We start from the raw sequence: 25723 nt of genomic DNA on the forward strand, positions 1-25723 counted from the left end.
ACAAGCAGATCGGCTCCTGGCACGTCTACGCCGCCCTGGGCATCTTCGCCCGCTGACCGCCCTTCCCCGGGACCGCCCTTCCCCGTTCACTCGGGGCGTGTTCGCCTCAAACCGCCAGCCCAATCGGCCAACACCCCACGAGTCAACGCCCTGCGCATGCCAGGTGGTACAGCTAGCCGTCGAGGCGGCTGGGATCGAACGAGCCGGTACGGCCGACGATCAGCCGGTTCACGAACCACAGGGCCAGCCCGATCACCAGCAGGATCGCGGCCCGCAGGTAGACCTCGGCGCCGCGGCCGGTGATCGGCATCGCCAGGAACAGGCAGCTGGCCGCGCCCAGGACCGGCATCCAGGTCGGCGCGCGGAAGTGCCGGTGGCCGACGCGTTCCCGGCGCAGGACCAGCACGCACACGTTGACCAGTGCGAACACGCACAGCAGGAGCAGCACGGTGGTGTCGGCCAGGTCGCCGATGTCGCCGGTGCTCACCAGGACGACCGCGATCGCGACCGTGAAGGCGATCGCCGCCCAGGGCGTGCCGCGGCCCGGATGCACGTAGCCGAACACCGGCGGGACGATCCGTTCCCGCGCCATGCCGTACACCAGCCGGGACGCCATGATCATGTTGATCAGCGCGGTGTTGCCCACCGCGAGCAGCGCGATCAGGGCGAACAGCTTGGGCGGGAAGCTGAACCCCGCGACCCGGACGACCTCCAGCAGCGGGCCGGTCGAGGTACGCAGCGTCTCGGTGTCGACCAGCATGGTCGCGGTGAACGCGACCGCGATGTAGATCGTCACGGTGACGGCCAGCCCGCCGAACAGCGCCACCGGGAAGTCCCGGGACGGGTCGCGGGTCTCCTCGGCCAGGTTGACCGAGTCCTCGAAGCCGATCAGCGCGTAGAAGGCCAGCGCGGCGCCGCCCAGGACGCCCAGGAACGCCCCGTTCTGGGGATCGAAGTCCAGGGCCCGGCCGGGGTCTCCGTCCCCGGCGAGCAGCCCCACGACGCCGATCACCATGATCACCAGCAGCCCGAACGCCTCGATCGCGGTGAGCGCCACGTTCACCTTGATCGACTCGGAGATGCCGGCCACGTTCACCAGCGTCACCAGGGCCAGGAAGATCAGCGCGCCCAGCAGCGTCGGCAGCGCGACGAACTCGGCCAGGTACTCGCCGCCGAACGCGCGGGCCGCCGCGCCCGCCGACGTGATCCCGCTCATCATCACCGTGAACGCCACCATGAACGTCACGAACGGGATACCGAACGCCTTGTTGGTGTAGAGCGCGGCGCCGGCCGCCCGCGGGTACTTGCCGACCAGCTCGGCGTACGCGGTGGCGGTCAGCGCCGCCAGCACGAACGCGACCAGGAACGGCAGCCACACCGCACCGCCGACCTCGCCCGCGACCTGTCCGACCAGCGCGTAGATGCCCGCCCCGAGGATGTCCCCGATCACGAACAGCACCAGCACCTTGCGGCCGATGACCCGGCGCAGGCCACCGCCGGCCGGTCGAGGGGCGTCGACGCCCGCCTCCGACATGCACGCCCCCCTTGATCAGCTCTGCTCGTCCCTACCCGGACGGCAGCCGCTAATCGTCAAGCGAACGTCACTTTGCACGGCCGAACGCCGCACCGTAAGCCACTGATGTCGATGCTGGGTGGCGGTCAATATCGGTGTAGGCCAGAGATCGGGTCCAGTGCCCGTCCCGAACGAACCTCAGCCACCGCGCGAGCGCGCTACCTGGCCGGTGAGGCAAAGCCGAAGGCGAGCCTCACCGGGCAGATCGCGAAGCGATGCCGCGCTCGCACAAGAACCGGTCACGGTGCGAGCCGCCAGGCGAGCACTGTGGGCCGGGTCTTTTAAATCATGTGTCGATGCGCTCCATGTCGAGCTCGGCGGCACCGGCGGTGATGAACTCCCGGCGCGGTGCCACCTCGCTGCCCATCAGCAGGTCGAAGATCTTGGCCGCCTCCTCGGCGTCCTCGATCCGGATCCGGCGCAGGATGCGGTGCCGCGGCTCCATGGTGGTCTCGGCCAGTTGGTCGGCGTCCATCTCGCCCAGGCCCTTGTAGCGCTGGACGGGCTCCTTCCAGCGCATCCCCTTGCGCTCGAACTCGACCAGCTTCTTGCGCAGCTCGGCGTCGCTGTAGCAGTAGACGTACTTGTCCTGGTTCTTGCGCGGCTTGATCAGCTCGATCCGGTGCAGCGGCGGTACGGCGGCGAAGACGCGGCCGGCCTCCAGCATCGGATGCATGTAGCGGTACATCAGCGTGAGCAGCAGGCAGCGGATGTGCGAGCCGTCCACGTCGGCGTCGGCCATCAGGATGATCCGGCCGTACCGCGCCGAGTCGATGTCGAACGTGCGGCCCGAGCCGGCCCCGATCACCTGGATGATCGCGGCGCACTCGGCGTTCTTGAGCATGTCGGCGACGGACGCCTTCTGCACGTTCAGGATCTTGCCGCGGATCGGCAGCAGCGCCTGGAACTCCGAGTCGCGGGCCAGCTTGGCGGTGCCGAGGGCGGAGTCTCCCTCGACGATGAACAGCTCGCTGCGGTCGTCGGCGGTACGGCAGTCGACCAGTTTGGCCGGGAGCGCGGAGTTCTCCAGGGCGTTCTTGCGGCGCTGGTTGTCGCGCTGGGTCCGGGCGGAGATACGGGTCTTGGCGGCGCCGACGACCTTCTCCAGCACGGCGCGCAGCGGCTGCTTCTGGCCGCGCGGCGGGTTGTCGAAGATGGCCTTGAGCTCGCGGCTCACCACCTGGGAGACGATCCGGGCGGCGGCGGAGGTGCCGAGCACCTCCTTGGTCTGGCCCTCGAACTGCGGCTCGGGCAGGCGCACCGTGATCACGGCGGTCAGGCCCTCCAGGACGTCGTCCTTGATGACGTCCTCGTCGCTGTTCCTGAGCAGCTTGGTGGCCCGCAGCTGCTCGTTGAGCACCCGGAGCACGGCACGGTCGAAGCCGCGCACGTGGGTGCCGCCCTTGGGGGTGGCGATCACGTTGACGAACGACTTGGTGATGGTGTCGTAGCCGCCGCCCCAGCGCAGCGCGACGTCCACCTCGAGATCGCGCTCGACGTCGGTGGGCAGCAGGTGGCCCTGGTCGTCCAGCACCGGAACGGTCTCGGTGAAGTGACCGCGCCCCCGCAGCCGCAGCACCTCGCTGATCGGGGCGTCCTTGGCCAGGTAGGAGCAGAACTCGCTGATGCCGCCGTCGAAGCGGAAGGTCTCCTCGAGGACCTCCTCGCCGCGCTCGTCGCGCAGCTCGATGGTCAGCCCGGGGATGAGGAAGGCGGTCTGCCGCATCCGGTCGAGGACCTGGGACTGGTCGACGGTGGCGCCCTTGATGAAGATCTGCATGTCGGGCCAGAACCGGACCCGGGTGCCGGTGGTCTTGCGGGCGACCTTGCGCACCTGGTGGACGCCGGAACGCTTCTTGAACCGGGCCTTGGGGCCCTCGTCGGCGAACTCGCCGGGCAGCCCGCGCCGGAAGCTGATCGCGTGGGTGGCGCCGCCCTGGTCGACCTCGACGTCGAGCCGCGCCGACAGCGCGTTCACCACCGAGGCGCCGACGCCGTGCAGGCCACCGGAGGCGGTGTAGGACACGCCGCCGAACTTGCCGCCGGCGTGCAGCCGGGTCATCACCAGCTCGACGCCCGGCAGCTTGGTCTTGGGATGGATGTCGACCGGGATACCGCGGCCGTTGTCACCGACCGAGAACGAGCCGTCGGCGTGCATCGTCACGTCGATGTGGTCGCAGTATCCGGCCAGGGCCTCGTCGACACAGTTGTCGACGATCTCCCAGAGACAGTGGGCGAGCCCACGGCTGTCGGTCGACCCGATGTACATGCCGGGTCGCTTGCGCACGGCCTCCAGCCCCTCCAGCACCGAAAGGTGCCGGGCGGAGTAGCCGTGCGAATCGTCGGTGGTCACTTCTGCGGTCGCGGCGGTCAACGTGCCTGTGCTCCTCGGGGGTCGGACATTCGGCAAGAGGGTACCGCCGGGGGCCGACAGTCCACTTACAGGCTCGCCGCCGGAGAGGGGTCCCTGCACCGATCCGGCGGTCCCACTTCGGCCGGTGGAGGCCATGTGATGTGATGTCGGTCACTAATTGACCCATTCTGCTCTCGGCGTACGCGCAACCAGGTTGGGAACGTCCGCGTCAGGTTAGATGTTGTCTTAAGTACCGACCCCGAGCATGAGGAAGGTGCCGTGACTGGAGCCCTTGCCCCGACCAAACCGCTGTCCGTCGCAGACCGCTGCGACCGCTGCGGTGCCCAGGCCTATGTCCGTGCAGTCCTTGCAGGCGGCGGCGACCTCCTGTTCTGCGCCCACCACGGGCGTAAGTACGCAGAGGCTCTCCGCTCCAACGGGGCCGACATTCAGGACGAGACCGACAGGCTGCACGAAACCCCGGCCACCGCGACCACCGAGGAGCGGTAAGCCTCGACATAAAAGAATCCCCGGAACGGCGGCCACCGGCGACGGTGGCCGCCGTTCGCATTCTCCGGGAAAGGTGACCCGGGAAACATGACTTCATAACGTGAGCAATTAACTACACTGAGTATTCAAACGGTCACGAGTCCTGGCTCGCATTCTCCGTCCACTGAATATCCTGGAGGAACCGGACGCCATCATGATCCAACGAACACGGACGTCCGGAGACGGGGGGACCATGCTGATTCTGCTGCCGCCATCGGAGCGCAAGGCCGCCGGCGCGGACGGTCCCCCGCTCGATCTGGCCGGCCTCAGCCTCCCCGAGCTCAACCCGGTCCGCGAGCGCGTGCTCGGCGCGCTCGGCGAGGCCTGCCTGCGCGACGACGCGCGCGAGGTCCTGGGCCTGCCCGAGGGGCAGACCGAGGAGGCCCTGGCACGCAACCGGGCCCTGATGCGGGCCCCCACCGTGCCGGTCTCCGAGCTCTACACCGGCGTGCTGTACGAGTACCTCGTCCTGAGCGACCTCGACCCCGTGGCCGCGGCCGACCAGATCATCGTGTTCTCCGGCCTCTGGGGAGCCCTCAGGCTGACCGACCGGATCCCGCCGTACCGGCTGGCCATGGGCGTGACGCTGCCCACCGAGGGCGGGCTGGCGGCGCTCTGGCGGCCCGCCCTGAAGCGGGCCCTGCGCCCCGAGGGGCGGCTCGTCGTGGACATGCGGTCAGGGCCGTACATGTCGGCCTGGAAGGCACCGGCCTCTTCGGTACGGGTACGGGTCTTCCGCGAGCGCATCCTGGGCGGCGTCCCCAAGCGGACCGTGGTCAGCCACATGGCCAAGGCCACCCGCGGCAAGGTGGCGCACGACCTGCTTCAGGCGGGCGCGTCCCCGCGTACCCCTGAGGAGCTGCACAAGGCCGTCGCCGACCTCGGCCACACCGTGGAGCTGAACGGCGGCGACCTGGACGTGATCCTGCACGCCTGAGGCACCGGCCGCTGAGGCACCTGCTCCGCTGAGGCACCTGCTACCGAGGAGGCACCGGCGGCGCGGTGATCGCCGGCGCCCTCCCGGGGGGCGGCCACATCCGGACACGGATGTTCCGTACCGGCTCGGGCAGAGGTTGCCAACGGCACAGGTTTCCAGCAGCACGAAAACACCCCGCCGAAGCGGGGTGTCATCGTGTCGCCGTCAGGTCAGTCCAGGTAGTCGCGCAGCACCTGGGAGCGCGACGGGTGGCGCAGCTTGGACATGGTCTTGGACTCGATCTGGCGGATCCGCTCGCGGGTCACACCGTAGACCTTGCCGATCTCGTCCAGCGTCTTCGGCTGGCCGTCGGTGAGGCCGAACCGCATCGAGACCACGCCGGCCTCGCGCTCGCTGAGCGTGTCCAGCACCGAGTGCAGTTGCTCCTGCAGCAGCGTGAAGCTGACCGCGTCGGCCGGGACGATCGCCTCGGAGTCCTCGATCAGGTCACCGAACTCGCTGTCGCCGTCCTCGCCCAGCGGGGTGTGCAGCGAGATGGGCTCGCGGCCGTACTTCTGGACCTCGACGACCTTCTCAGGGGTCATGTCGAGCTCCTTGGCCAGCTCCTCCGGGGTGGGCTCGCGGCCCAGGTCCTGGAGCATCTGGCGCTGCACGCGGGCCAGCTTGTTGATGACCTCGACCATGTGCACCGGGATACGGATGGTGCGGGCCTGGTCGGCCATCGCGCGGGTGATCGCCTGCCGGATCCACCAGGTGGCGTACGTGGAGAACTTGTAGCCCTTGGTGTAGTCGAACTTCTCGACCGCGCGGATCAGGCCCAGGTTGCCCTCCTGGATCAGGTCCAGGAAGAGCATGCCGCGGCCGGTGTAGCGCTTGGCCAGCGAGACCACCAGGCGGAGGTTGGCCTCCAGCAGGTGGTTCTTGGCCCGGCGGCCGTCCTCGGCGATCCACTCGAAGTCGTCGAGGTCCTCCTCGGACATCGCGTGCCCGTCGGAGGCGAGCCGCTCCTCGGCGAACAGGCCGGCCTCGATCCGCTTGGCGAGCTCGACCTCCTGCTCGGCGTTGAGCAGCGGGACCTTGCCGATCTGCTTGAGGTAGTCCTTGACCGGGTCGGCGGTGGCACCGGCGGCCGCGATCTGCTGGGCGGGGGCGTCCTCGTCGTCGTCGCCGAGGACGAAGCCCTCCTCCTCCTTGCCCTCGGGCTTGCCGGAGGGGCCCTTGCCGGGCGCCGCCACGGCGACCGGCGCGGGAACGGCCTGGGCCGGGGCGCTCTCCTCGGCGGGAGTGTCGTCGGCCGCGGCCACGACCTCCAGGTCACCGAGGTCGCCCAGGTCGTCGAGGTCGGTCACGTCGACGTCGTCCTCGAGCTCGGGGGCGTCCTCCGAGCCCTTCTTGGCCGGGCCGCCCTTGGCCTCCGCGCCTTTGGCGGCGGGGGCGCCCTTCTTGGCCGGCCCCGGCTTGGCGGCGGCCTTCTTCGGCTTGGCCGCGCCCTTGCGGGCCTCGGCCTTCTTGGCCACGGCGGCCGGCGTGGGCGCCGGTGCCGGAGTCTCCTCGGCACCGTCGTCGACGACGGCGGTCACCGTGTCGGGCTGCTCCTTGGCGGCGGCGGCCGTCTTGGGCCGGCGCGGTGCGGCCGGCGCGGCGCGCTTGCGCTGGCGCTTCGGCGCGGCGGAGTCGGCAGCGCTCACCATGACGCTCACACCCTCCTTGCTGAGGCTCCGCAAGATGCTGGTGGCCATCGACACGGGGATGTCGGCCTCCTCGAACGTACGTCGTACGTCGTCGGCGTCGAGGTAACCCTGGGACCGTCCACGCTCGATCAGTTGCGCGATGACGTGCTCGTGCAGATCTGACGCTTTCGAGGTCGAGCTAGCAGGCGACACAAATACCTCTCGAACGAACGTGTGGCTTGGTTGACCCAAGTGCCCTGACGGGCCCGGCCTCACACTGGGTGGGACCACACAACTGGGTGGGTCACCTTATGCGGACCGCAGCGTACCCGCTCTTACTGGGTCAAGCATTCTGGACTGCTGCGCATTCCGCATCCGATGTCCTGCCCGGTAACACACCACCTTAGAGGGCGCTGGGCGGTCCTTCGTACGTACGGTGCCGTGTTCAGGCCGTCTTCCGGCCGTCTCCGGTCCCGTTCCGCGGGCCGCCCTCGCGCTCTCCGTCGGCGGAGGTCATCCAGGCTTCGGTGGGACGTGCAGGGCGAGCACGGTCACATCGTCCACTTGCTCGTAGCCCGCAAGCATCCGATCGACCAGGAAGTCGACGACTCTCTCCGGATCTCCTACCACTTCAGGTGGGGCGTCGGCCGCCACGGCGACGAGCTCGTCCAGGCCGGCGTCCACCCCACGCCTACGGTTCTCCACAAGTCCATCGGAATAGAAGACCACAGTGTTGCCGGTCTCGATGGAAAAACTTGTCTGCTGGCGCTGGGAGGGCCAGCCGAGCGGGGTCCCCGGCTCCAGGGTGCTGAGCCGGGCCGGCGAGTCCATCGAGATCAGCAGCGGCGGCGGGTGGCCGGCGTTGCTGAACGCGCCGTGGCCGGTCTCGGGGTCGATGACCGCGTAGGCGACCGTGGTGAACTGCTCCTCGTCCTCGGTCGCGCTGAACAGCCGGTCGAGCCCGGCCAGCACGGCGGCGGGCCGCGGGTCGTTGAGCGCCAGGGCGCGCAGCGCGTTGCGGACGCGGCCCATTCCGGCCGCGGCCAGCACGCCCTTGCCCATCACGTCGCCGACCGCCACCGCCAGCCGGTCGTCGGGGAGCCGGAACACGTCGTACCAGTCGCCGCCGACCTGGACGTGCCGGGTCGCGGGGTTGTAGCGGGCGGCCAGCACCATGCCGGGCAGCTGGGGCAGGTCGCTGGGCAGCAGGCTGCGCTGCAGCTCCTCGGCGGTCTTGTGCTCGCGCTCGAACAGCAGCGCCCGCTCGACCGCGAGCGCGCACTGGCCGGCCAGCGCCTCCAGGAAGACCCGCTCCTCCTCGGTGATCTCCCGGGGGCGGGTGAACGAGAACCGCAGCGCGCCGATCGGGGCCCCCGCCGCCAGCAGCGGCAGGCCCACCCAGGCGCGCTCCTCGGTGTGCTGCAGGAACAGCCCGGCCTCGTCGCGGCCCAGCTGGAGCCGGAGGCTGTCGGGGTGCTCGGCCAGGAACGGCCTGCTCTCCCGTACGGCCACCGACATCACGGTCTGGTCGCTGACCTTGAAGTCCTCGGGGGAGCTCGGCCGGTTCTCCGGGCGCCCCTCGGGGGCACCGGGCTGGGACGGGTTCACGATGCTCAGCCGCAGCTTGTCGTCGTCGAGCAGGGCCACCGCGGAGTAGTCGGCGCCGATCGCCGACCGGCCCACCTCGGTGATCACCTGGACGACCTGGCTGACGGTGAGCGCCTCGGCCAGCATCGAGGTGGCCTGCTGCAGCCGCGCGGTGCGCAGCGCCGCCGCCGACAGCTGCTCGGTCAGCCGGCCGCGCATCTCCTCGGCCTCGCGCTGGCCGGTGACGTCGGTGTTGGCGCCGACCCACTCGATCACCGCGTCGCCGCGCCAGATCGGCACCGCGCGCACGTCGAAGTGCCGGTAGTTGCCGCTCTTGGTGCGGATCCGGTAGTTGCTCTCGAACACCCGGTCGTCGGAGACGCACTCGCGCCAGGTGGCCTCGATCCGGGGCCGGTCCTCGGGGTGCACCACGGCCAGCCAGCCGCCGGCCGCGTAGTCGTCGGGGGTCTGGCCGGTGATCGATCGCCATTCGGGCGCGTCGTCGATCACCCCGCCGTCGGGATCGGCCACCCAGACGACCTGGGAGCTGGCCTCCACCAGCGAGCGGTAGCGCTGCTCCTTGCGCCGGATGACCTCCTCGGCGCGGCGCCGCTCGGTCACGTCCAGCGCGGTCAGCACCACGCCGGCGAGCCGGCCGTCGCCGTCCCTGGCGGGCAGCCAGGTGCAGGCCAGCACGCGCTGGCCGGCCGCCACGGTGGTCGCGGGCGGCCCCGGAACCGGCACGGCGGGCTCGACCAGGCCGCCGGGCGGGGTCTCCTGGCGCGGCCGCGGAACGGTCAGGTCGGCCTCGCTGATCGGCCGCTCCTCGGCCAGCACGGTGCGCAGCGCGGTCTCGACCGCGGCGGCCAGCCCGGCGGGCAGGAACTCCTCGGGCCGCCGCCGGTGCGGATCGGTGCCGGGCACGCCCAGCAGCTCGGCGAGCGCGCCGTTGGCCCGGCGGCAGCGCAGGCCGGTATCGAAGAACGCCAGGCCGGCGGGGGCCTGATCCATCAGCGTGGCGTACAGGGCGGAATCGGACGCATCCATGGGCTGGCCCTCCACCCCGGAGATCCGGGGATGCGGAACGGACGTATCGGTGCTCATCGGCAACACCTCCGCCCCAGGGGGACCCGTACCGCGCGGCAGTTCGTCATCACTATGAGTGAATGGGAGCAGGCTAGCGCTCCCGCCTCCATCACGTCAGCCGTCGAAGTCAGGTTCTCATCATCCCGATGGTTCGCCGCCGACGGAAGCCCCGGCGGCATCTCTGTCACGCGATTCACGGCGCCGACCTCGGATTCGGACGCCGCCCACACCGGCCCGCCCGGCGGCGGGAGGCGTCTGCTCGGACGGCGAGTAGGCGATGTTACGACGCCGGGGCGCGCCACGCCCGGCAGCCACGCCCGTTCGGCGAGTCCCGGACGCCTTCGGCCCGTCCGCCCGCCGGCGTCCGGCACCGGCCGGGTCGGCTACTTCTTCGCCTTCGCGGCGGCCTTGGCCTCCTGCTTGAAGGCGCGGACCTCGGCCAGCGACTCCGGGCCGGTGATGTCGGCGACGGAACGGCGCGAGCCCTCGTCCCCGTACGCCCCGGCCGCCTCGCGCCAGCCCTCCGGCCGTACGCCGTACTGCTTGCCGAGCAGCGCCACGAAGATCTGCGCCTTCTGCTTGCCGTAGCCGGGCAGCGCGTTGAGCCGCTTGAACAGCTCCTTGCCGCTCCCGGCGTCCCGCCAGATCGCCTCGGCGTCGCCGCCGTAGTGGTCCACCAGGTACTGGCAGAGTTGCTGGATCCGCTTGGCCATCGAGCCGGGGTAGCGGTGCACCGCCGGCTTCTCCGACAGCAGCGCGGCGAACGCCTCGGGGTCGTACGCGGCGATCTGGTGGGCGTCCAGATCGCCGGTGCCGAGCCGCTCGGTGATCGTGTACGGGCCGGAGAACGCCCATTCCATCGGGACCTGCTGGTCGAGCAGCATGCCGGTCAGGGCCGCGAGCGGGCTGCGTCCGAGCAGCTCGTTCGCCTCGGGCCGCTGCGCGAAGTGAACCTGGATGGCCATGGGACGAGTCTAGAACTCACCGGTTCCCCAGATCTCACCGAATCCTTACGGGAGCGTCCAGGGCATGGTGGCGGCGCGGTGAGGGTGCTCGAATGGAGAACGTGGACGAACAGGACACGCAACAGAAAGGCCCCAGGCGTACCGAGGGCACGCCGGTAGGGCGGCGGGTCGTCCTCGGCATGCTCGGCCTCGGAGCGGCCGGGGTGGCGGTGGGGGCCTCCCTCCAGCAAGGGGTGAACAAGGCCCTCGCGCCCGTCACCCAGATCGGAGACGTGCTGCCCGGCGCGGGCGGATTCCGGTTCTATTCAGTGGTCAGCAGCGTGCGTCCCCGTACCCCCGCCCAATACAAGATGACGGTGGGCGGCCTGGTCCGCGGTGCGCGGACGTTCAGCATGGCCGACCTGGCGGCACTCCCCCAGACGCACCTCACCCGCGACTTCCAGTGCGTGACGGGGTGGCGGGTGCCTGAGGTGATGTGGGCGGGGGTGGCCTTGCCTGACCTTCTGGACGCGGTAGGCGTGTCGCCTCGTGCGCGTGCGGTGCGCTTCACCTCGTTCGACGGCGTCTACACCGAGTCCCTGACGATGGACCAGGCGCGCAGGCGGGACGTCCTGGTCGCGACGCAGATGCTGGGCGCTCCGGTGACCCATGATCACGGCGGGCCGGTACGGCTCTTCGTGGCCCCCATGTACGGCTACAAGTCGCTCAAGTGGCTGGGCGGCATCGAACTGACCGAGAAGGTCGTCTCCGGTTACTGGGAGCGACGCGGATATGACGTCGACGCCTGGGTCGGCCGGTCGAACGGACGTGACGATGCCCCGACCTGATCAGATCGACGGGTCGGCGCGGCCGGGGCGGCCCGAGCGACCGGAGTGGCTGAAGCGGTTCGGGCGGGCCGAGCGGTGGATCCATCACCTGACGGCGCTGCTGATGCTGGCGTGCCTGGTCACGGCCGCGCTGCTGTACGTACCGGCGCTGTCGGCCGCGGTGGGGCGCCGGGACCTGATCAAGCCGCTGCACATCTGGGCCGGCTACGCGCTGCCCGTCCCGGTCCTGCTCGGGCTGGCGTCCCGGGCCTTCCGGATGGACCTGAGGCGGCTGGACCGGTTCGGGCCGCACGACTGGGACTGGCTGCGCCGCGGCGACCGCCGGGACGTCGCGCGGCAGGGCGATCTGGACCGCGGGGTCATCCCGGTGGGCAAGTTCAACGCGGGCCAGAAGCTGAACGCGGCGTTCACCGCGGGCGCCATCCTGATCATGCTCGGCACCGGCACGATGCTGACGTTCCCCGATCCGTGGCCCGACCGCTGGCGGACCGGCGCGACGTTCGTCCACGACTGGCTGTTCCTGATCGTCGTCGTGGTGACGCTGGGGCACCTCTGGTACGCGCTGCGCGACCGGGGCGCGCTCGGCGCCATGGTGACCGGGCGGGTCGACAGGGCCTGGGCGGCGCGGCATCACGCGAGCTGGCTGGACGACATGGACCGGCTGGACGACATGGAACCTCCAGAACGACTACCCGGAGAGCACTCTCGGAAACGCTCCGGAGAACCTTCGGAGAACGGGGTGAAGACCGGTCCGGATAGGTCTTGACACTCACCGCAAAAGCGCTGGAATGAGACTTCGAGGCGAGGTTGGCGGCACGCTTCCGCCGAGGCCCCCGGCGCGGGCCGGCGCGGGTCCGCGTGCCCGCCCGCCCCGCCCGCCCCCGGCGGTTCACCCCGTCCCGCCGGACCCTCGGGGCTCGGAGGCGTGCGTTGATGCCTGCACTGGCCGACCGCCGCGGCGAGATCCGCCGGCTGCTCGCCGGACGGCTCGCGGCAGAGTTCGAGATCTTCAATCCCGACACCGTCGAGCGCTGCGTCGCCGACGTCCAGGCGTGCATGACCCATCTGGGCCTGGAGGCGACCCCGGCGCTGGTCGAGCGGATGGCCCGCGAGCATCTGGTGGGCATGGTCAAATCCGAGCCGCCCTCGGGGCGGGCCGGCGGACCGGACCCGTGAGTGACCGGCCCGTGAACTACGGACGGTGAAACCCATGGATTCCGGCACGTCCCTTTCCGGCCGAGGCCGATGTCCTGGCCGAGGACCGGCGCCGGATCTGAGAAGCTAGAGGGGTGAGTCCCCGCAGCCGCCGCCAGTCTTCCGGGGAACCGGCCCGGGACGGCCCACCGCCCCCGGACGAGATCTCCGCGATCTTCGATGGCATGCTGCGCCACGCGCGCGAGCTGCTGGCCGTGCGCAGCCCGCTGGACGCCGAGCTGATCGTCAGCGAGATCCTGGGTTCCTGGTGGGGCCAGCGGGTGGCGGCCGGCGACGTCGAGGAGGTCATCGGCGAGGCGCTGGTCGACCACGCCGGCGAGGTCGGCACGCCCGCCGCGCTCGCCCTGCTCACCGGGATGGCCTACCTGGGCACCCCGCGGCAGGCCGCCAAGGCCGAGCGTGCGGCGCTGGCCCTGATGGAACGCGGCGTGGCCCGTCCCGGCTGGGCCGACCGGGTCGGGACGGTCGTCTTGGAGGACTGCCACGTGTCCCGGGACGTGTACGGCGACCAGGACTCGATCATCTGTACCTACACCTATGGCGGCCTCGACCGGCACGCGCTGATCGTCCTGGTCGACCGGACCAAGGCCGGCGCCGTCACGGGCTCGCTGCTGCACGGCACCGGCGCCGGCCCGGCGTTCCCCGGCTCGCTGGCCGCGGCCGCCGGCGACCCGCGCCCGCCCGCCGCCGGCCTGGTCCGCGACGCCTGGGTGTCCTCCCAGGTCGACAAGCTGCTCGGGCACTGCGAGCGGGAGGGCCGCACCAACCCGCTGATGCGGTACGAGGCGCTCGATCCGCGCGAGACGCGGGCGGTGCTGCGCCGCGCGCTCGACTTCACCGACGAGCTGCGCGACCCGCCGGTCAACGACAGCTTCGGCTCGTACCACGCGTTCGTCCGGGCCCGGGTGGCGCTGCTGCCGCCGGGCGGCCGGGTCCCGCAGCCGCCGGTGTACGGGCGCGACCGGCGCGCCACGATCGCCGCCCGCTTCCTGGCCTCCGACGAGGCCGAGGAGCTGTCGGACCGGTCGGCCGCCAGCCGCTGCGTCGACCGGATCATCGACTACGGCTGCGCGCACGACTTCGGCCGGCCGCTGCGGGTGAGCCCGCTCAAGTGCGAGATGTTCCTGCTCGACTGGCTGCCCCGCAAGGTGCTGCTGTCGCCGACCGAGCAGGAGGCCGTACCGCATGTACTGGCGGCCTGGGTGCGCTGGGCGGGCAAGCGCACCGGCCTGCCCGACGAGGGCGTCAGGGCCACTCTGGACGCCGTCTGGGACGCCACCGCCAAGTTCGCCGAGGCCTACCGCGACCCGTCCGCGTTCGGGCTGGACCGCGATCTGGTGACCCGGCTGCTGCCGGACGGCGAGCTGGAGGCGCTGCCCCGGCGCGCGTTCGCGCTGCCGTTCCTGTCCGGCCGGCACCGCCTGTCGGGGCGGCACCGGCTGCCGGGACGGCACGGCTCGATCGACCTGTCCACCCTCGACCCCGCCGACCCGCAGGACCGGCGGTTCATGCTGGAGTTCGAGCATCCGGGCGCGTCCGACGCGCACCTGGACGCGCACGAGCGGCTCACCGTACGGCTGTGGAACGGCGACCCGCCGCAACTGTGGGAAACCGCACAGGCGCTGCTGGACGTGGGGTACGAACGCCACGAGATCCTGCACAGGCTCATCGACGTCCTCGACCGGTGCGGCGACGATCCGGGCGAACTGCGCGGGGCGCTGCGTGTGCTGCGTCACGCGGAGCCCCCGGAGTGAACTCCCGGTTTGCCAGTGGCGTTCCGGGCGACAATCATCGGGGTCTCGGGTAGCGGTCGCGCGGGGGTCGCGGCCGGGCCCCGGGCGGTAGGGAGTGATCTTGTTGGAGTGGTCCGAGTTCGCGCGGCACCTGGGACGCGAGCTCGCGGGTCTGGAGCGGGACACCATCCTCATCGTGCGCGAGCACGACGAGAGCCGGCACTACGTCCAGGCGATGCGGGAGCCTGACCGGTTGTACGCCGAGGCGGTCAGCAACAACTTCCTCGACGGGCCGCTGCTGCTGACGCTGGCCGACGAGGAAGTGATGAGCGAGGCCGGCTGGCGCCCGCCCGCCGAGCCGGGTCCCGACGGCGCGCCCGCCGCCGGCCCGCGCAACTGGTGGACCGAGCTGCCCGCGTACGCCACCGCGGCCGACCACGACCGGCTGGCCGACGTCATGGTCACCGCGCTGCGCGACGTCCAGGGCGTCCGGCGGCCCTCCGACCTGGTGTACGAGTCGTTCCACCGGCACGGCACCGGGCTGATCGAGCTGCTCGACTTCGGCATCGACACCGCCGATCCCGGCCGGGTGAGCAAGCGTCGCCGTACCTCCACCGAGGGGCCCGCCTGGGACGGCGAGGCCGGACAGGCCGCGCCCGCGTCCGTACCGGCTGCCTCCGTACCCGCGCTGGCCGCACCGGTGCCCGGCTTCGAGCCCGAGCCGCAGGGGCCTCCCGGACCGCAGAGCCGACCCGGACCGCAGGACCGGCCCGGACCGCAGGTTCCTACCGGGCCGCAGGGCCGGCCCTCACAGGGCCAGACCGGGCCACAGGGGCAGCCCATGCAAGGACAGACCGGGTCACAGGGCCAGGTCGGTCCACAGGGGCAGACCGGTCCGCAGAGCCAGGCCGGGCGGCCGGCTCAGGGTGCCGAGCCGCCGGGGCCCGACGAGCTCGAGGCGCGGCTGGCCGAGGCCAAGGGGCGCGGCGACCACACGACCTCCTTCGAGCTGCTGCTGTCGGCCGATCTGGTCCTGCCGGCGACCGGTCCCGCGGTCGAGGACCCCGACGCCGCCGACTTCCCGACGACCATGATCGCGGGCAGCACGTACATCGTGGCCTTCACCTCCCCGCACGCGCTGGTGCGCTCGGGGTACCGGCCCGACCTCTACCGGCGGACGACGTTCTCGCAGCTGTCGCTCGGCTGGCCGGACCCGGCCTGGCAGCTGGCGGTCAACCCGGGCCTGCCCAGCGAGGTCCATCTGGACTCCGCCGCCGTCAACCGGCTGGACGCCACGCAGCGCGCCCTCGCCCAGCCGTCGCCGCAGCCGCCCGTACCGCAGGCCCCCGCACCGCAGGCCCCCGTGCCGCCGCCACCCGCTCCGCCGGCCGCCGCGCCCGCGCCACCCCGGCCCCGGCGCCCGATCCCGGCCCCGTCTCCACCGCCGGGCCCGGCTGAGGTCCCGCCGGCGCCGCCTGCCGGACGCATCCCCGCGTTCACGCCCGCGACCCCGGTGATCGCCTCGGGGGTCCCGCTGCGGGCACCGCACGGCGCCCGGCTCTGGCACTGGGACGGTACGGGCGACGAGGCCGAGTCGGCGGTGCCCGCGGCCGTCTTCGACGCCATCGGGGGCACGTGGACGCAGGTACGCGCCGACGCGGTCCCGGCCCCGCGCCGCGACTGACCGGGGCCGCCCCGACCGACCGAACCCGCCCCACCGACCCTGACCGACCCCGACCGATCCCTGACCGACCAGAATGACCACGGTCGGCCCGGCACGCGCCCGCCCGGGCGGCTACCGTCGGGTATGAAGACCGACCACGGACGCGAAGGCTGGGCCGATTGGACTGGAAAGACTTCGCCGGACGACTGACGATCGAGCTCATGCGGCTGCCGGTCCGGTCGTACCTGATCGTGCAGGATCCCAGCGGGCTGCCGTACGTCCAGGCGATGCGGACGGACGAGGAGATCGACGCCGAGGCGGTCGGCAACGCGTTCCTGCCGCGCCCGCTGGCGCCGGGCCAGGAGCGCCGGCTGACCGTGAACGGCTGGGAGCGGCCCGACGACCGGGACCGGCAGAACTGGTGGTATCTGGTCTCGACGGTCGACCGGTCCGGCCGCCCCGCCCCCGACATGGCCGAGCTCTGCGCAGCGCTGGCGAGCCGGATGGTCGCGGCGTTCCGTGACGTGTACGGCGTCCGTTCCCCGCTCGGCCTCGTCTACCAGGCCAGCAGCACCGACGACGAGCTCGCCGGACCGATGGACCTGCCGGGCCTAGGCATCCCGCGCGCCATCGTCGAGGACGAGGCGGCCGATCCCGACGGCGCGCCGCCCGCCACGGCCCCGCCGAACGATCCGCGCGGGCGGGCGTCCGGCGCCAGGCTGGAGACCGCCCTCGCCGCCGCCCGCGAGCGCGGCGACCAGGACGGCTACCTGGCGCTGATCGCGCGGGCCCTGCTCTACCTGCCCTCCCCCACCGACCCCACGTACGAGGACGCCTCGGGCCACCAGTACGCGACCGCCGTCTTCGGCGACGAGACGTTCGTGCTCGCGTTCACGTCCCCCACCGCGATGGACCGTTCGCTGCGCGGGCAGGCGGTGCATCACCGCGAGGCGTTCATCTCGGAGCTGGTCCAGCACTGGCCCAACCCGGAGTGGCAGCTCGCCATCAACCCGGGCCTGCCCAGCGCCTCGTACCTGGACGCCGCCGCGCTCTTCGCCACCGCAGGCCACCGCCCTCCGGTGGCCCAGCCGGTCCCGCAGGAGAACGGGCGCGCGGCCGTTCCCGGCCCGGAGGCGAGCAACGGCCGCTCCGCCGCGCCTCGTACCCAGAAGGACGTCCCCGTCGTCCAGAAGGCCCCGGCGCCTCCGCCTCCGGCGCCCCCGAAGCCGAAAGCGGCCCCGCCGCCTCCGCCGAAACCACCGGCGGCGCCACGGCCCGAGCCGAACCCGGAGCCACCGGCCCCAGCGCAGGCTGCGCCGCAGCCGCAGGTCGTACCGGAGCCTCAGGTGCCCATCCGTACGGCCGAGCCCACGCCGCCTGCCCCGCCGGCGCCGGCCGTACCGGTCGTACCGCCGCCTGTACCGCCGCCCGTACCGCCCAAGCCGGTGGAACGGCCCGAGGCGCAGTCCAAGCCACGCCCCCAGCCGAACGTGACCGTCATGCAGAAGGTGGTGCGGCCGGAGCATGTGGCGCACTACCTCAGCGGCGGGTACGACCTCGTCGCGGGTTACGTGCACCGGCTGCGCGACGTGCGCGAGCTCAACACCCCGGCCACGCTCGTCCGCGGGCTCGGCCTGGTCTTCCAGGGAACGCCGTTCCTGCCAGGGGACGAGGCGATGTACGTGATCCGCTGGCCGGCGGTCAAGCCGGCGCTGTTCCGCAAGCCGCTGGGCGGCATCGACGAGTGGAGCATGAGCATCATCCCGGGCGGCTGGGTGATCGAGAAGGCACCGTTCCCCGGCTCGGGCTACGCGCCGGGCGAGGGGACGGCGATCCCCGAGTTCAAGATCGCCAGCCAGCGGCTGCCGCACGGCGCCGAGATGTACAGGATCGAGAGGTCGGGCCGGGAGAAGCTGGTGGCCGGGTACGACGCCGACCGGCGCCAGTGGCTGCTGCGGCCGGGCATGCAGGTGCCCGCACCGCCGCCGGTGGCGACCTCAGCGCCGCCTCCGGCCGGAGAAGCGAGCGGCGACGCGCGGCAGGAAGGACGGACATGAGCGCCCGGCAGGGGTTCTACGCGCGCTGGCGCGGCACCGAATACGAGGCGAGCCCCGACGGCGCCCGGGTACGGCTCTACCTGCCCGGCCCGGCCGAGGGCTTCACGGCGGTGACGCCCGAGCGCCACGTCAGGGTCGTGCCCGCCGCCGAGGTCGAGCGGCTCTCCTACATCAGCACGATGTGCACCTGGCGCGGCGAGGACTTCATCGTCCTGGGCGAGCACGACGGCTGGCTGCGGATCGAGTACGTGGGCGGCAAGGCGCCGGTGGCCGAACGGCTCGGGCTGGAGATGTTCGACCGGGGCGTCTACCAGGCATGGGCGCCACGGGCCGAGGTCGAGGGAATCCGGGAGGATGCGTCGTGACCGAGCGAAGCGAGGGAATGATGCATCGGCTCTGCCGGGGGGTGTGGGGGGTCGCCCCCCACAGTGATATTGCGTCGTGACCGAGCGAAGCGAGGGAATGATGCATCGGCTCGTGTAGGGGTGTAGGGGGTCGTTCCCCCGCAGTGACGCTGACCGCGGTGGCAGCGGCCGTGGTGGACGGTGGTACATCTGGACCATGGCGGTCATCGATATCAACGCGGACCTGGCCGAGGGCTTCGGCATCTGGACGCTGGGCGACGACGCGGCACTGCTGGACGTGATCACCAGCGCCAACGTGGCCTGCGGCTTCCATGGCGGTGATCCGCTGATCATGCGGCGGGTGTGCGCGGGGGCGGTGGAGCGCGGGGTGACGATCGGGGCGCAGGTCTCGTACCGCGATCTGGCCGGGTTCGGGCGGCGGGAGATGGACGTCGCCGCGCCTGAGCTGACCGCTGAGGTCCTCTACCAGCTCGCCGCCCTCGACGGCATCGCGCGGACCGAGGGCGGGCGGGTGGCCTATGTGAAGCCGCACGGGGCGCTCTACAACCGGGTCGCGCGCGACCCGGTGCAGGCGCGGGCCGTCGCCGACGCCGTGCGCGCGTACGATCCCGCCCTGCCGCTGCTGACGCTTCCCGGGTCCGCGATGTACGAGGCGGCCGAGGGACTCACGGTCGTCGCGGAGTGCTTCGCCGACCGCGCCTACACCCCCGAGGGCAGGCTCGTCTCGCGGCGGGAGCCGGGCGCCGTCGTCCACGACCGGCAGGCCGTCGTCGAACGCGCCGTGCGGATGGCCGTCGACGGGACGGTCGTGGCCGTGGACGGCAGCGAGATCGTGCTCAACGCCCGTTCCATCTGCGTGCACGGCGACACTCCGGGCGCGGTGGATCTGGCCCAGGCCGTACGGGCCGCGGTGACCGAGGCGGGCGTGCGTACGGAAGCGTTCGCGTGAAGGTCCGCAGGGCCGGGGACGCGGCGCTGCTGGTGGAGACCGGCGACCTGGCGACCTCGCACCGGCTGAACGCGGCGATCCGCGAGGCCGCGATCCCCGGCATCGCGGACATCGTGCCCGGCGAGGGGACCGTCCTGGTGGTCGCGGACCCGGACGCGGGCGATCTCGACCGCCTGGCCGCCCGGCTGCCGGCGCTGCCGCTGCCCGAGCGCGCGGCGGGCCTGACGCCCCCGGTCGAGATCCCCACGGTGTACGACGGCGCCGACCTCGACGCGGTCGCCGATCTCACCGGCCTGTCCAGGGACGAGGTCATCGCCCGGCACACCGCGTCCACCTTCACCGTCGCCTACCTGGGCTTCTCTCCCGGCTTCGGCTACCTGACCGGCCTCGACCCGGTCCTGCACGTACCGCGAATGGACTCGCCCCGTACCGCCGTCCCGACCGGCTCGGTGGCGATCGCGGGCCCGTACGGCGCCGTCTACCCGTCGCAGTCGCCAGGCGGCTGGCGGCTGCTGGGCCGGAGCGATCTCACGCTGTGGGACGTCACGCGCGATCCGCCGTCGCTCCTCCAGCCCGGCACCGAGGTCCGCTTCGTTGTGAAAGAACCCGCGTCGTGAAGGAGATTCGTTGATCGAGGTCGTCCGCCCCGGCCCGCTGGCGACGGTTCAGGACCTCGGGCGTCCGGGGCACGCGCATCTGGGCGTGCCCCGTTCGGGCGCCGCCGACGGCCGCTCGCTGCGGCTGGGCAACCGGCTCGTCGGGAACACCGAGGACGCCGCCGCCATCGAGTTCACGCTCGGCGGCGGTGCGCTGCGCTTCCATGACGCGGCCTGGATCGCGGTCACCGGAGCGCCGGTCCCGCTGCGGATCGGCGGGCGCCCGTACGGGATGAACGCGCCCTGCCACGTCCCTCCCGGCGCCACCGTCGAACTGGGCCTGCCCTCGCAGGGGCTGAGGAGCTATCTCGCCGTACGGGGTGGCCTGGCCGTTGCGCCGACACTGGGGAGCCGTTCGACCGACCTCCTGTCCGGTCTGGGGCCCGCACCGCTGGCGTCCGGCGACCGGCTGCCCGTCGGGCCGTCGGCCGGCCTCGCCGACATCGAGGTGGACGTCGCCCCCTGCCCGTCCCTCCCCGAGGTGCCGGTCCTGCACATCCGTCCGGGGCCCCGGGACGACTGGTTCGCTCCCGACGCCATCTCCACGCTCGTCTCGCACCCCTATGAGGCGACCTCGGAGAGCAACCGCGTCGGCGTACGGCTGAACGGTCCCGCGCTCACCCGCGCGCGCGAGGGTGAGCTGAGCAGCGAGGGCGTGGTCACGGGCGCGCTGCAGGTGCCCCCGAACGGGCTGCCCATCCTCTTCCTGACCGATCACCCGACCACCGGCGGCTATCCGGTGGTCGCCGTGCTGGTCTCCGCCGACATCTCCCTGGCCGCCCAGCTGCGCCCGGGCCAGCAGATCCGCTTCGCCTTGTAGATCCGCTTCGCTCTGCAGATCCGCCCGCCGGTGTTCCGCGCCCTACGTGAGGGGCTGCGGGGCGCCGTGGGGCAGGTGGGCGATGTCGTTGAAGCCGCGGATCGACCAGTGGCCGTCCAGGACCACCACGCGCGAGATCGAGCAGTTGTCAGGCGTCAGGAACGCGAACGGGCGCGACCGGGTGGCCATGGCCAGCGCCTGCCCGATGACACCGCCGTGCGAGAACACCGCGACCCGTCCGCCCGCGTGCGCGGCGGCCAGGCGGTCGATGCTCTCCCGGATGCGTGCCTCCAGTGAGGCCCCGGCCTCGGCGCCGGGGATGACGTCCCAGCGCTCCTCCTCCCACATGCGCTGCGCGATCGGGTCGGCCTCGGCGACCTTCTTGCGGAACAGGCCGCCCTCCCACTCGCCCAGATGCACCTCGCGCATGCCCGCCTCCACCTGGACGTCAAGCCCGAGCCGCCGGGCCAGAGGCTCGGCGGTACGGACCGTACGGCGCAGCGTGGTCGCGTAGACGGCGTCGATGCGCTCCTTGCCGAGCCGTTCGGCCAGCCGCTCGGCCTGCTCGCGTCCCTCGGGGGCCAGGTCGGGGTCGCCTTGGCCGTCGACCAGCGGGAACGGGACGCCGGGACGGGCCGGCTCGGAGGCGCCGTGCCGGATCAGCAGCAGCTCGGCCGCACCCGTGGGGGCCTCGTAGGGGGTCTGGCGGTATTCGGTCGCTTCGCTCACGCTGGGCACCCTAGGCCATGGCCTCCCGCAGCCTGGCGGTCGCCTCCTTCAGCCTGGCGGTCGCCTCCTTGAGCGGATCGGCCGGAACGTCCTCGAAGGTGGTGATCTCGATGTCGCCCTTCACGTCCTTCCAGACACCGGCGACGCGGCCCTCGTACAGCACCACGGGCGAGATCCAGCCGGCCGGGAGGGACACCTCGGATCGGCGCTCGGGCGGAATGAGATAGGCCGCCCCCGTCCCGGCGCCCAGCACGTACTGGTCGAAGCCCCCGAGCAGCCGTACGGAACGGTCGGGCGCGGTCTCCAGCAGCTCGCTCAGATGCTCGCGCGTCACGTACATCGGAACGCCGTCGACCTCGACGGTCGCGAACTCGTCCGCGACGGCGGCGAACCAGCCCTTGAGCTCCTTCTTGCGGCTGGCCTTGCGCGTCAGCCAGTTGTCGAACGCCTCGGCCGTCGCGGGGCCGTGGGCGCCGAGATAGGCGTGGATCACCGTACGGGCGGCCTCCTCCACCGAGGGCGGGCCTTCGCCCTCGGACGAGCGGGGCCAGCCCGGGATCGTGTGCTCGGGGGCGGCGAAGGTCACGTTCGTCCCCTGCGAGGGGCCGTAGCAGAGCACGCCCCACCAGGCGAGCGGCTTGAGCAGCGTGCCCCAGCCGGACCTGAGGACCTCGGCCAGGTGCTCCGAGCCGGTCTCCTCCAGGATCGCGGTGACCAGCTCCTTGCGGGTCAGCGCCGCGCCGCCGGAGAGGGCCGCGGTCGCGGCGGCGGCGATCGCCTCCAGGTCGGCCGGAGTGGCGCCGAACACCTTGATCCAGCTGGGCTTCTCCCAGTGGCGGGCCGTGGCGCACAGCGCGAGGTAGGCGGGCGCCTGGTCGGCGGGCAGCAGGTGGAGCGTCCCGCGCATCGCCCAGGTCTTGACGAGGGTGCGCTCCTCCCAGAGCGCGTGCGGCACCGCACCACCGGATACGGGCCCGCCGCGTACGGCGATCGCCAGCTCGGCCGACGACGCGACCTGGGCCTGGACGCCCGCCAGCCGCCGCACGACGTCCAGCACCGGCACCTCGCCGGGGCCGTCCAGGAACTGCCGCCTCATCCGCCAGGCCAGCACTTGCGCCCAGGTCACCGATTCCATGCGCCGATCCCATCACACGCCACCGACACTCTTCCGGTCGGCTCAGCCGGTCGGTCAGCCCAGGCGGTGGGTCAGTTCGGTGTAGGCGGCGTGGACGTCGTCGGTCGTCAGAACGGTCAGATCGGCGGCCGTCGCCGCGGCACCGAGCCGGGACGCCCGCATCGCGCGGGATGCGCAGGCCTTCTCGTAGATGGAACGGGCGAAGCGGCCGTTGCCGAACTCGTCGATCCGGCCGACACCGCACACGCGCTGGAAGAGCAGCGCCAGATCGTCCAGCGCTCCCTCGTCCCAGCGGTCACCGCTCTCCTCGGCGATCAGCTGGGCGATCTGCAGCAGCTCGTCGGGACCGTACGAGGGGAACCCGACCCGGACGTCGAACCGCGAGGCCAGCCCGGGGTTGGACGACAGGAAGCGGTCCATCTCGGCCTCGTAGCCGGCCAGCACCACCACCAGCCGGTCGCGGTCGTCCTCGGCCCGCTTGAGCAGCGTCTGCACCGCCTCCGAGCCGAACGCGTCGCCGCCGCTGTAGCCGGGGTTGATCAGCGCGTAGGCCTCGTCCACGAACAGCACGCCGCCGAGCGCCGAGTCGACCACCCGGCCGGTCTTGAGCGCGGTGGCGCCCAGGTGCTCGCCCACCAGGTCGGCGCGCTGGCACTCGATCACCGAGGGACGGGCCAGCAGGCCCAGCGCGGCGAAGATCCGGCCGAGCACGCGGGCCACCGTGGTCTTGCCGGTGCCGGGCGGGCCGGTGAAGACGAAATGCCGGGTCGGCGAGCGGGTGACCAGGCCCTGCTCCTGCCGCATTCGGGCGACCTGGAGCTGGGCGGCGATCTCCCGGACCTGCCGCTTCACCGGCTCCAGCCCGATCATCGCCTCCAGCGACCCGAGCGCCTCGTCCAGCGTCGGTGTCTCGGCGTAGCCGCGGTACCGCTCGGTGACCTCGGCGTACGCGGCCTCCACGTCCTCGGCGATCAGGGTGACCAGGTCGTCGGCGGTGGGCCGGTGCCCGCCGGCCTCGGGCGCGGCATCGCCGACGACCCGGACGTCGCGGGCGCGGGCCGCCGCCTCGGTCAGCGTCCGCACGAACCGGCCGTTGCCCAGTTCGTCGACGATGCCGCGGCGCTCCACCTCCTCGAAGTGGACGGCGAGCCGGCGCCGCGCCTCGGCGTCGAGCCGGTCGTCGCGCAGCCCGGTGTGGTAGTCGGCGATCTCCAGCAGCTCGCCCGGCGTGTACGAGGGGAAGTGCACCCGGGTACCGAACCGGGACGCCAGCCCGGGGTTGGACGCCAGGAACTCGGCCATCTGCGGCTCGTACCCGGCCAGGATGATCACCAGGTTGTCGCGGTCGTCCTCGGCCCGCTTGAGCAGCGTCTGGACGGCCTCGTTGCCGAACCGGTCGGGCTGCCCCTCGGCGGCGTTGACCAGCCCGTACGCCTCGTCCACGAACAGCACGCCGCCGAGCGCGGAGTCGACCAGCGCGTTGGTCTTGATCGCGGTGGCGCCGAGGTACTCGCCGACCAGATCGGCCCGCTGCGCCTCCACCACCGCCGGGGCGGGCAGCAGCCCGAACGCGTAGAAGATCTTGGCCAGCACCCGGGCGACGGTCGTCTTGCCCGTACCCGAGGGCCCCACGAACACGAAGTGCCGCATCGGCTTCTCGGTCGGGACCCCGGCGGCGGCGCGCAGGTGCGCGGCCTCGATCGAGGCGGCGATGGAACGGACCTGCCGCTTCACCGGCTCGAGCCCGATCATGTCCTCCAGCTCGGCCAGCGCCTCGGCGACCGAGAGCTCCGGCGGCTCCTCCGCGGCGGCGGTGCCGGAGGCGCGCTCGGGGGCCGTCCCGGTCGCCGTCTCGGCCTCGGCGGCGGCGCGCTGCTCGTACGCGGCCTGGGTCGCCGCCGGCACTCCGGATCCGGCCGGGGGCACCTCGTCGTCCGCGCTCCTGGGTCCTGCTTGGCTCTTGGGTCCCGCTTCGCCCGGCCGGCGTCGCGGGCGCTTACCGGAGTCACTCCCGCCGGTGCCTGTGCCGGTGCCTTGGGTGCTCCCTTGGCCGCTGCCCTTAGTACTGGACTGCTCCTGGACCCAGCCGGTGTCGTACGCCTCCGCCGGAACCGAACGCCTGGCCTGGTCCCACCGGTAGGCAAGTACGGCCAGTGCCGCCAGCCATGCGGGCGCGACGTGCAGTCCCGGCAAGGGATGCACCACGGCGGCCGCGACCAGCCCGGCCGCGCCCAGGCCCAGTAGCGCCGTACGCCACGGCGCGTACCCGCGCAGCCGGAGCGCCACGAACGCCACCGGCAGAGCCAGCAATGCCAGCAGCAACGTCGCGTCCAGGTAGAGGGGGTGCGGCTGCTCCGGATACAGGCGCCCCAGGGGGATCGACAGCGCCAGCCAGCACATGATGACCGACACGACCGCCATGCCCGCCGGGGAACGCAGGAACAGATGGGCGACCGCCAGCAGGATCAGCGTGAACGCGGCCACGGTGATCACCGGGCCCTCCAGCAGCACGGCGGCGACGACCGCCAGCGCGGCCAGAAGCAGCCCGCCCAGGAAGCGCAGCCCGCCCTGGATCTGGAAGTACCGCCAGCGCAGGCGCTCGAAAAGATCCCGCGCCGCGGTGACCGCCGCGGGGCGAGAGCGGGCCCTCCGGAACACAGCCATACAAGGCGAGTAAAGCGCAGTGCCCGTCATTACGGGACTCCTCCGAGCCTGTTCGTTGACTCCTGACATGCCCCCCATATGACGATCAGGGTCGGACGGCACGCCGGCACCGTGGAATCGCCGGGCCGCCGATGGCCGGCGTTCCCGCACGACGGCCCTACGATCGACGGGACCATCACCTCCGCCCATG

General features: G+C 72.2%; 20 protein-coding genes. 12 read left to right on the forward strand and 8 right to left on the reverse strand.

Translation table 11 applies throughout. The features are described 5' to 3' along the window. Positions 1-172: 172 nt before the first annotated feature. Both ACH34Q_RS34500 and ACH34Q_RS34505 read right to left on the reverse strand, forming a co-directional pair. A complete protein-coding gene (locus ACH34Q_RS34500; protein WP_395987339.1) occupies positions 173-1534 on the reverse strand; it encodes an APC family permease in 1362 nt (453 codons plus the stop codon). A gap of 325 nt (positions 1535-1859) precedes the next feature. Next, positions 1860-3947 (reverse strand): type IIA DNA topoisomerase subunit B, encoded by a 2088-nt coding sequence (locus ACH34Q_RS34505; protein WP_395987340.1) that lies wholly within the window; start codon positions 3945-3947, stop codon positions 1860-1862. 258 nt (positions 3948-4205) lie between these two features. Between ACH34Q_RS34505 and ACH34Q_RS34510 the strand changes: the two genes are divergently transcribed. Next, positions 4206-4436 carry a hypothetical protein gene (locus tag ACH34Q_RS34510; protein ID WP_395987341.1) on the forward strand — a complete coding sequence of 77 codons (231 nt, stop codon included), beginning with the start codon at positions 4206-4208 and terminating at the stop codon, positions 4434-4436. A 232-nt stretch (positions 4437-4668) separates the two neighbouring features. Then, positions 4669-5412 carry a YaaA family protein gene (locus ACH34Q_RS34515; protein ID WP_395987342.1) on the forward strand — a complete coding sequence of 248 codons (744 nt, stop codon included), beginning with the start codon at positions 4669-4671 and terminating at the stop codon, positions 5410-5412. A gap of 209 nt (positions 5413-5621) precedes the next feature. Here the strand turns inward: ACH34Q_RS34515 and ACH34Q_RS34520 are convergent, their stop codons facing one another. From ACH34Q_RS34520 to ACH34Q_RS34530, 3 genes are all read right to left on the reverse strand, one after another. Continuing rightward, positions 5622-7295: an RNA polymerase sigma factor gene (locus ACH34Q_RS34520; protein ID WP_395987343.1), complete on the reverse strand. Its 1674-nt coding sequence runs from the start codon at positions 7293-7295 to the stop codon at positions 5622-5624. Between the two features lie 300 nt (positions 7296-7595). Continuing rightward, positions 7596-9773, reverse strand: coding sequence for a SpoIIE family protein phosphatase (locus tag ACH34Q_RS34525; protein ID WP_395987344.1), 2178 nt, complete (start codon positions 9771-9773; stop codon positions 7596-7598). Positions 9774-10138: 365 nt separating this feature from the next. Continuing rightward, positions 10139-10720 carry an HhH-GPD-type base excision DNA repair protein gene (locus ACH34Q_RS34530; protein WP_395987345.1) on the reverse strand — a complete coding sequence of 194 codons (582 nt, stop codon included), beginning with the start codon at positions 10718-10720 and terminating at the stop codon, positions 10139-10141. A gap of 92 nt (positions 10721-10812) precedes the next feature. Here ACH34Q_RS34530 and ACH34Q_RS34535 point away from each other — a divergent pair, with 92 nt between their 5' ends. The 10 genes from ACH34Q_RS34535 to ACH34Q_RS34580 all read left to right on the forward strand — a co-directional run bounded on the left by ACH34Q_RS34535 (position 10813) and on the right by ACH34Q_RS34580 (position 21005). Beyond that, positions 10813-11547 carry a molybdopterin-dependent oxidoreductase gene (locus ACH34Q_RS34535; RefSeq protein WP_395987346.1) on the forward strand — a complete coding sequence of 245 codons (735 nt, stop codon included), beginning with the start codon at positions 10813-10815 and terminating at the stop codon, positions 11545-11547. Continuing rightward, positions 11534-12313: a cytochrome b/b6 domain-containing protein gene (locus tag ACH34Q_RS34540; RefSeq protein ID WP_395987347.1), complete on the forward strand. Its 780-nt coding sequence runs from the start codon at positions 11534-11536 to the stop codon at positions 12311-12313. The genes ACH34Q_RS34535 and ACH34Q_RS34540 overlap by 14 nt, the downstream gene beginning before the upstream one ends. A 167-nt stretch (positions 12314-12480) precedes the next feature. Next, positions 12481-12723 (forward strand): hypothetical protein, encoded by a 243-nt coding sequence (locus ACH34Q_RS34545; protein WP_395987348.1) that lies wholly within the window; start codon positions 12481-12483, stop codon positions 12721-12723. A gap of 203 nt (positions 12724-12926) precedes the next feature. Then, the gene (locus tag ACH34Q_RS34550) at positions 12927-14516 is read left to right on the forward strand and encodes a hypothetical protein (RefSeq protein ID WP_395987459.1); all 1590 of its coding nucleotides are present in this window, start codon (positions 12927-12929) and stop codon (positions 14514-14516) included. Positions 14517-14616: 100 nt separating this feature from the next. Next, complete coding sequence (locus ACH34Q_RS34555; RefSeq protein ID WP_395987349.1) at positions 14617-16179, forward strand: TY-Chap domain-containing protein; 1563 nt, start codon at positions 14617-14619, stop codon at positions 16177-16179. Between the two features lie 158 nt (positions 16180-16337). Then, positions 16338-18215 (forward strand): SseB family protein, encoded by a 1878-nt coding sequence (locus ACH34Q_RS34560; RefSeq protein ID WP_395987350.1) that lies wholly within the window; start codon positions 16338-16340, stop codon positions 18213-18215. Continuing rightward, positions 18212-18580 (forward strand): hypothetical protein, encoded by a 369-nt coding sequence (locus ACH34Q_RS34565; RefSeq protein WP_395987351.1) that lies wholly within the window; start codon positions 18212-18214, stop codon positions 18578-18580. Before ACH34Q_RS34560 ends, ACH34Q_RS34565 begins: the two co-directional genes overlap by 4 nt. A 196-nt stretch (positions 18581-18776) precedes the next feature. Further along, on the forward strand, positions 18777-19529 hold the full coding sequence (locus tag ACH34Q_RS34570) for a LamB/YcsF family protein (RefSeq protein ID WP_395987352.1): 753 nt from the start codon (positions 18777-18779) through the stop codon (positions 19527-19529). Then, positions 19526-20146 carry an allophanate hydrolase subunit 1 gene (locus ACH34Q_RS34575; RefSeq protein ID WP_395987353.1) on the forward strand — a complete coding sequence of 207 codons (621 nt, stop codon included), beginning with the start codon at positions 19526-19528 and terminating at the stop codon, positions 20144-20146. Before ACH34Q_RS34570 ends, ACH34Q_RS34575 begins: the two co-directional genes overlap by 4 nt. 10 nt (positions 20147-20156) lie before the next feature. Beyond that, positions 20157-21005: a biotin-dependent carboxyltransferase family protein gene (locus ACH34Q_RS34580; RefSeq protein WP_395987354.1), complete on the forward strand. Its 849-nt coding sequence runs from the start codon at positions 20157-20159 to the stop codon at positions 21003-21005. Between the two features lie 42 nt (positions 21006-21047). Here ACH34Q_RS34580 and ACH34Q_RS34585 read toward each other — a convergent pair whose 3' ends face one another. The 3 genes from ACH34Q_RS34585 to ACH34Q_RS34595 are packed head-to-tail and all read right to left on the reverse strand — an operon-like array spanning position 21048 to position 25533. Continuing rightward, complete coding sequence (locus tag ACH34Q_RS34585; protein WP_395987355.1) at positions 21048-21734, reverse strand: histidine phosphatase family protein; 687 nt, start codon at positions 21732-21734, stop codon at positions 21048-21050. A gap of 10 nt (positions 21735-21744) precedes the next feature. Continuing rightward, positions 21745-22869: a winged helix DNA-binding domain-containing protein gene (locus ACH34Q_RS34590; RefSeq protein WP_395987356.1), complete on the reverse strand. Its 1125-nt coding sequence runs from the start codon at positions 22867-22869 to the stop codon at positions 21745-21747. Positions 22870-22923: 54 nt separating this feature from the next. Then, complete coding sequence (locus ACH34Q_RS34595) at positions 22924-25533, reverse strand: AAA family ATPase (protein ID WP_395987357.1); 2610 nt, start codon at positions 25531-25533, stop codon at positions 22924-22926. Positions 25534-25723 lie beyond the last annotated feature (190 nt).

The sequence above is a fragment of the Actinomadura sp. 9N407 genome, assembly GCF_044326315.1.
Taxonomy (GTDB): Bacteria; Actinomycetota; Actinomycetes; order Streptosporangiales; family Streptosporangiaceae; genus Spirillospora.

Bases quoted from the DNA above. Each gene is read 5' to 3' on its own strand.
- ACH34Q_RS34500 (WP_395987339.1), bottom strand. From the start codon at position 1,534: ATGTCGGAGGCGGGCGTCGACGCCCCTCGACCGGCCGGCGGTGGCCTG.
- ACH34Q_RS34515 (WP_395987342.1), top strand. From the start codon at position 4,669: ATGCTGATTCTGCTGCCGCCATCGGAGCGCAAGGCCGCCGGCGCGGAC.
- ACH34Q_RS34525 (WP_395987344.1), bottom strand. From the start codon at position 9,773: ATGAGCACCGATACGTCCGTTCCGCATCCCCGGATCTCCGGGGTGGAG.
- ACH34Q_RS34530 (WP_395987345.1), bottom strand. From the start codon at position 10,720: ATGGCCATCCAGGTTCACTTCGCGCAGCGGCCCGAGGCGAACGAGCTG.
- ACH34Q_RS34535 (WP_395987346.1), top strand. From the start codon at position 10,813: ATGGAGAACGTGGACGAACAGGACACGCAACAGAAAGGCCCCAGGCGT.
- ACH34Q_RS34540 (WP_395987347.1), top strand. From the start codon at position 11,534: ATGCCCCGACCTGATCAGATCGACGGGTCGGCGCGGCCGGGGCGGCCC.
- ACH34Q_RS34545 (WP_395987348.1), top strand. From the start codon at position 12,481: ATGCCTGCACTGGCCGACCGCCGCGGCGAGATCCGCCGGCTGCTCGCC.
- ACH34Q_RS34550 (WP_395987459.1), top strand. From the start codon at position 12,927: ATGCTGCGCCACGCGCGCGAGCTGCTGGCCGTGCGCAGCCCGCTGGAC.
- ACH34Q_RS34565 (WP_395987351.1), top strand. From the start codon at position 18,212: ATGAGCGCCCGGCAGGGGTTCTACGCGCGCTGGCGCGGCACCGAATAC.
- ACH34Q_RS34570 (WP_395987352.1), top strand. From the start codon at position 18,777: ATGGCGGTCATCGATATCAACGCGGACCTGGCCGAGGGCTTCGGCATC.
- ACH34Q_RS34590 (WP_395987356.1), bottom strand. From the start codon at position 22,869: ATGGAATCGGTGACCTGGGCGCAAGTGCTGGCCTGGCGGATGAGGCGG.
- ACH34Q_RS34595 (WP_395987357.1), bottom strand. From the start codon at position 25,533: ATGGCTGTGTTCCGGAGGGCCCGCTCTCGCCCCGCGGCGGTCACCGCG.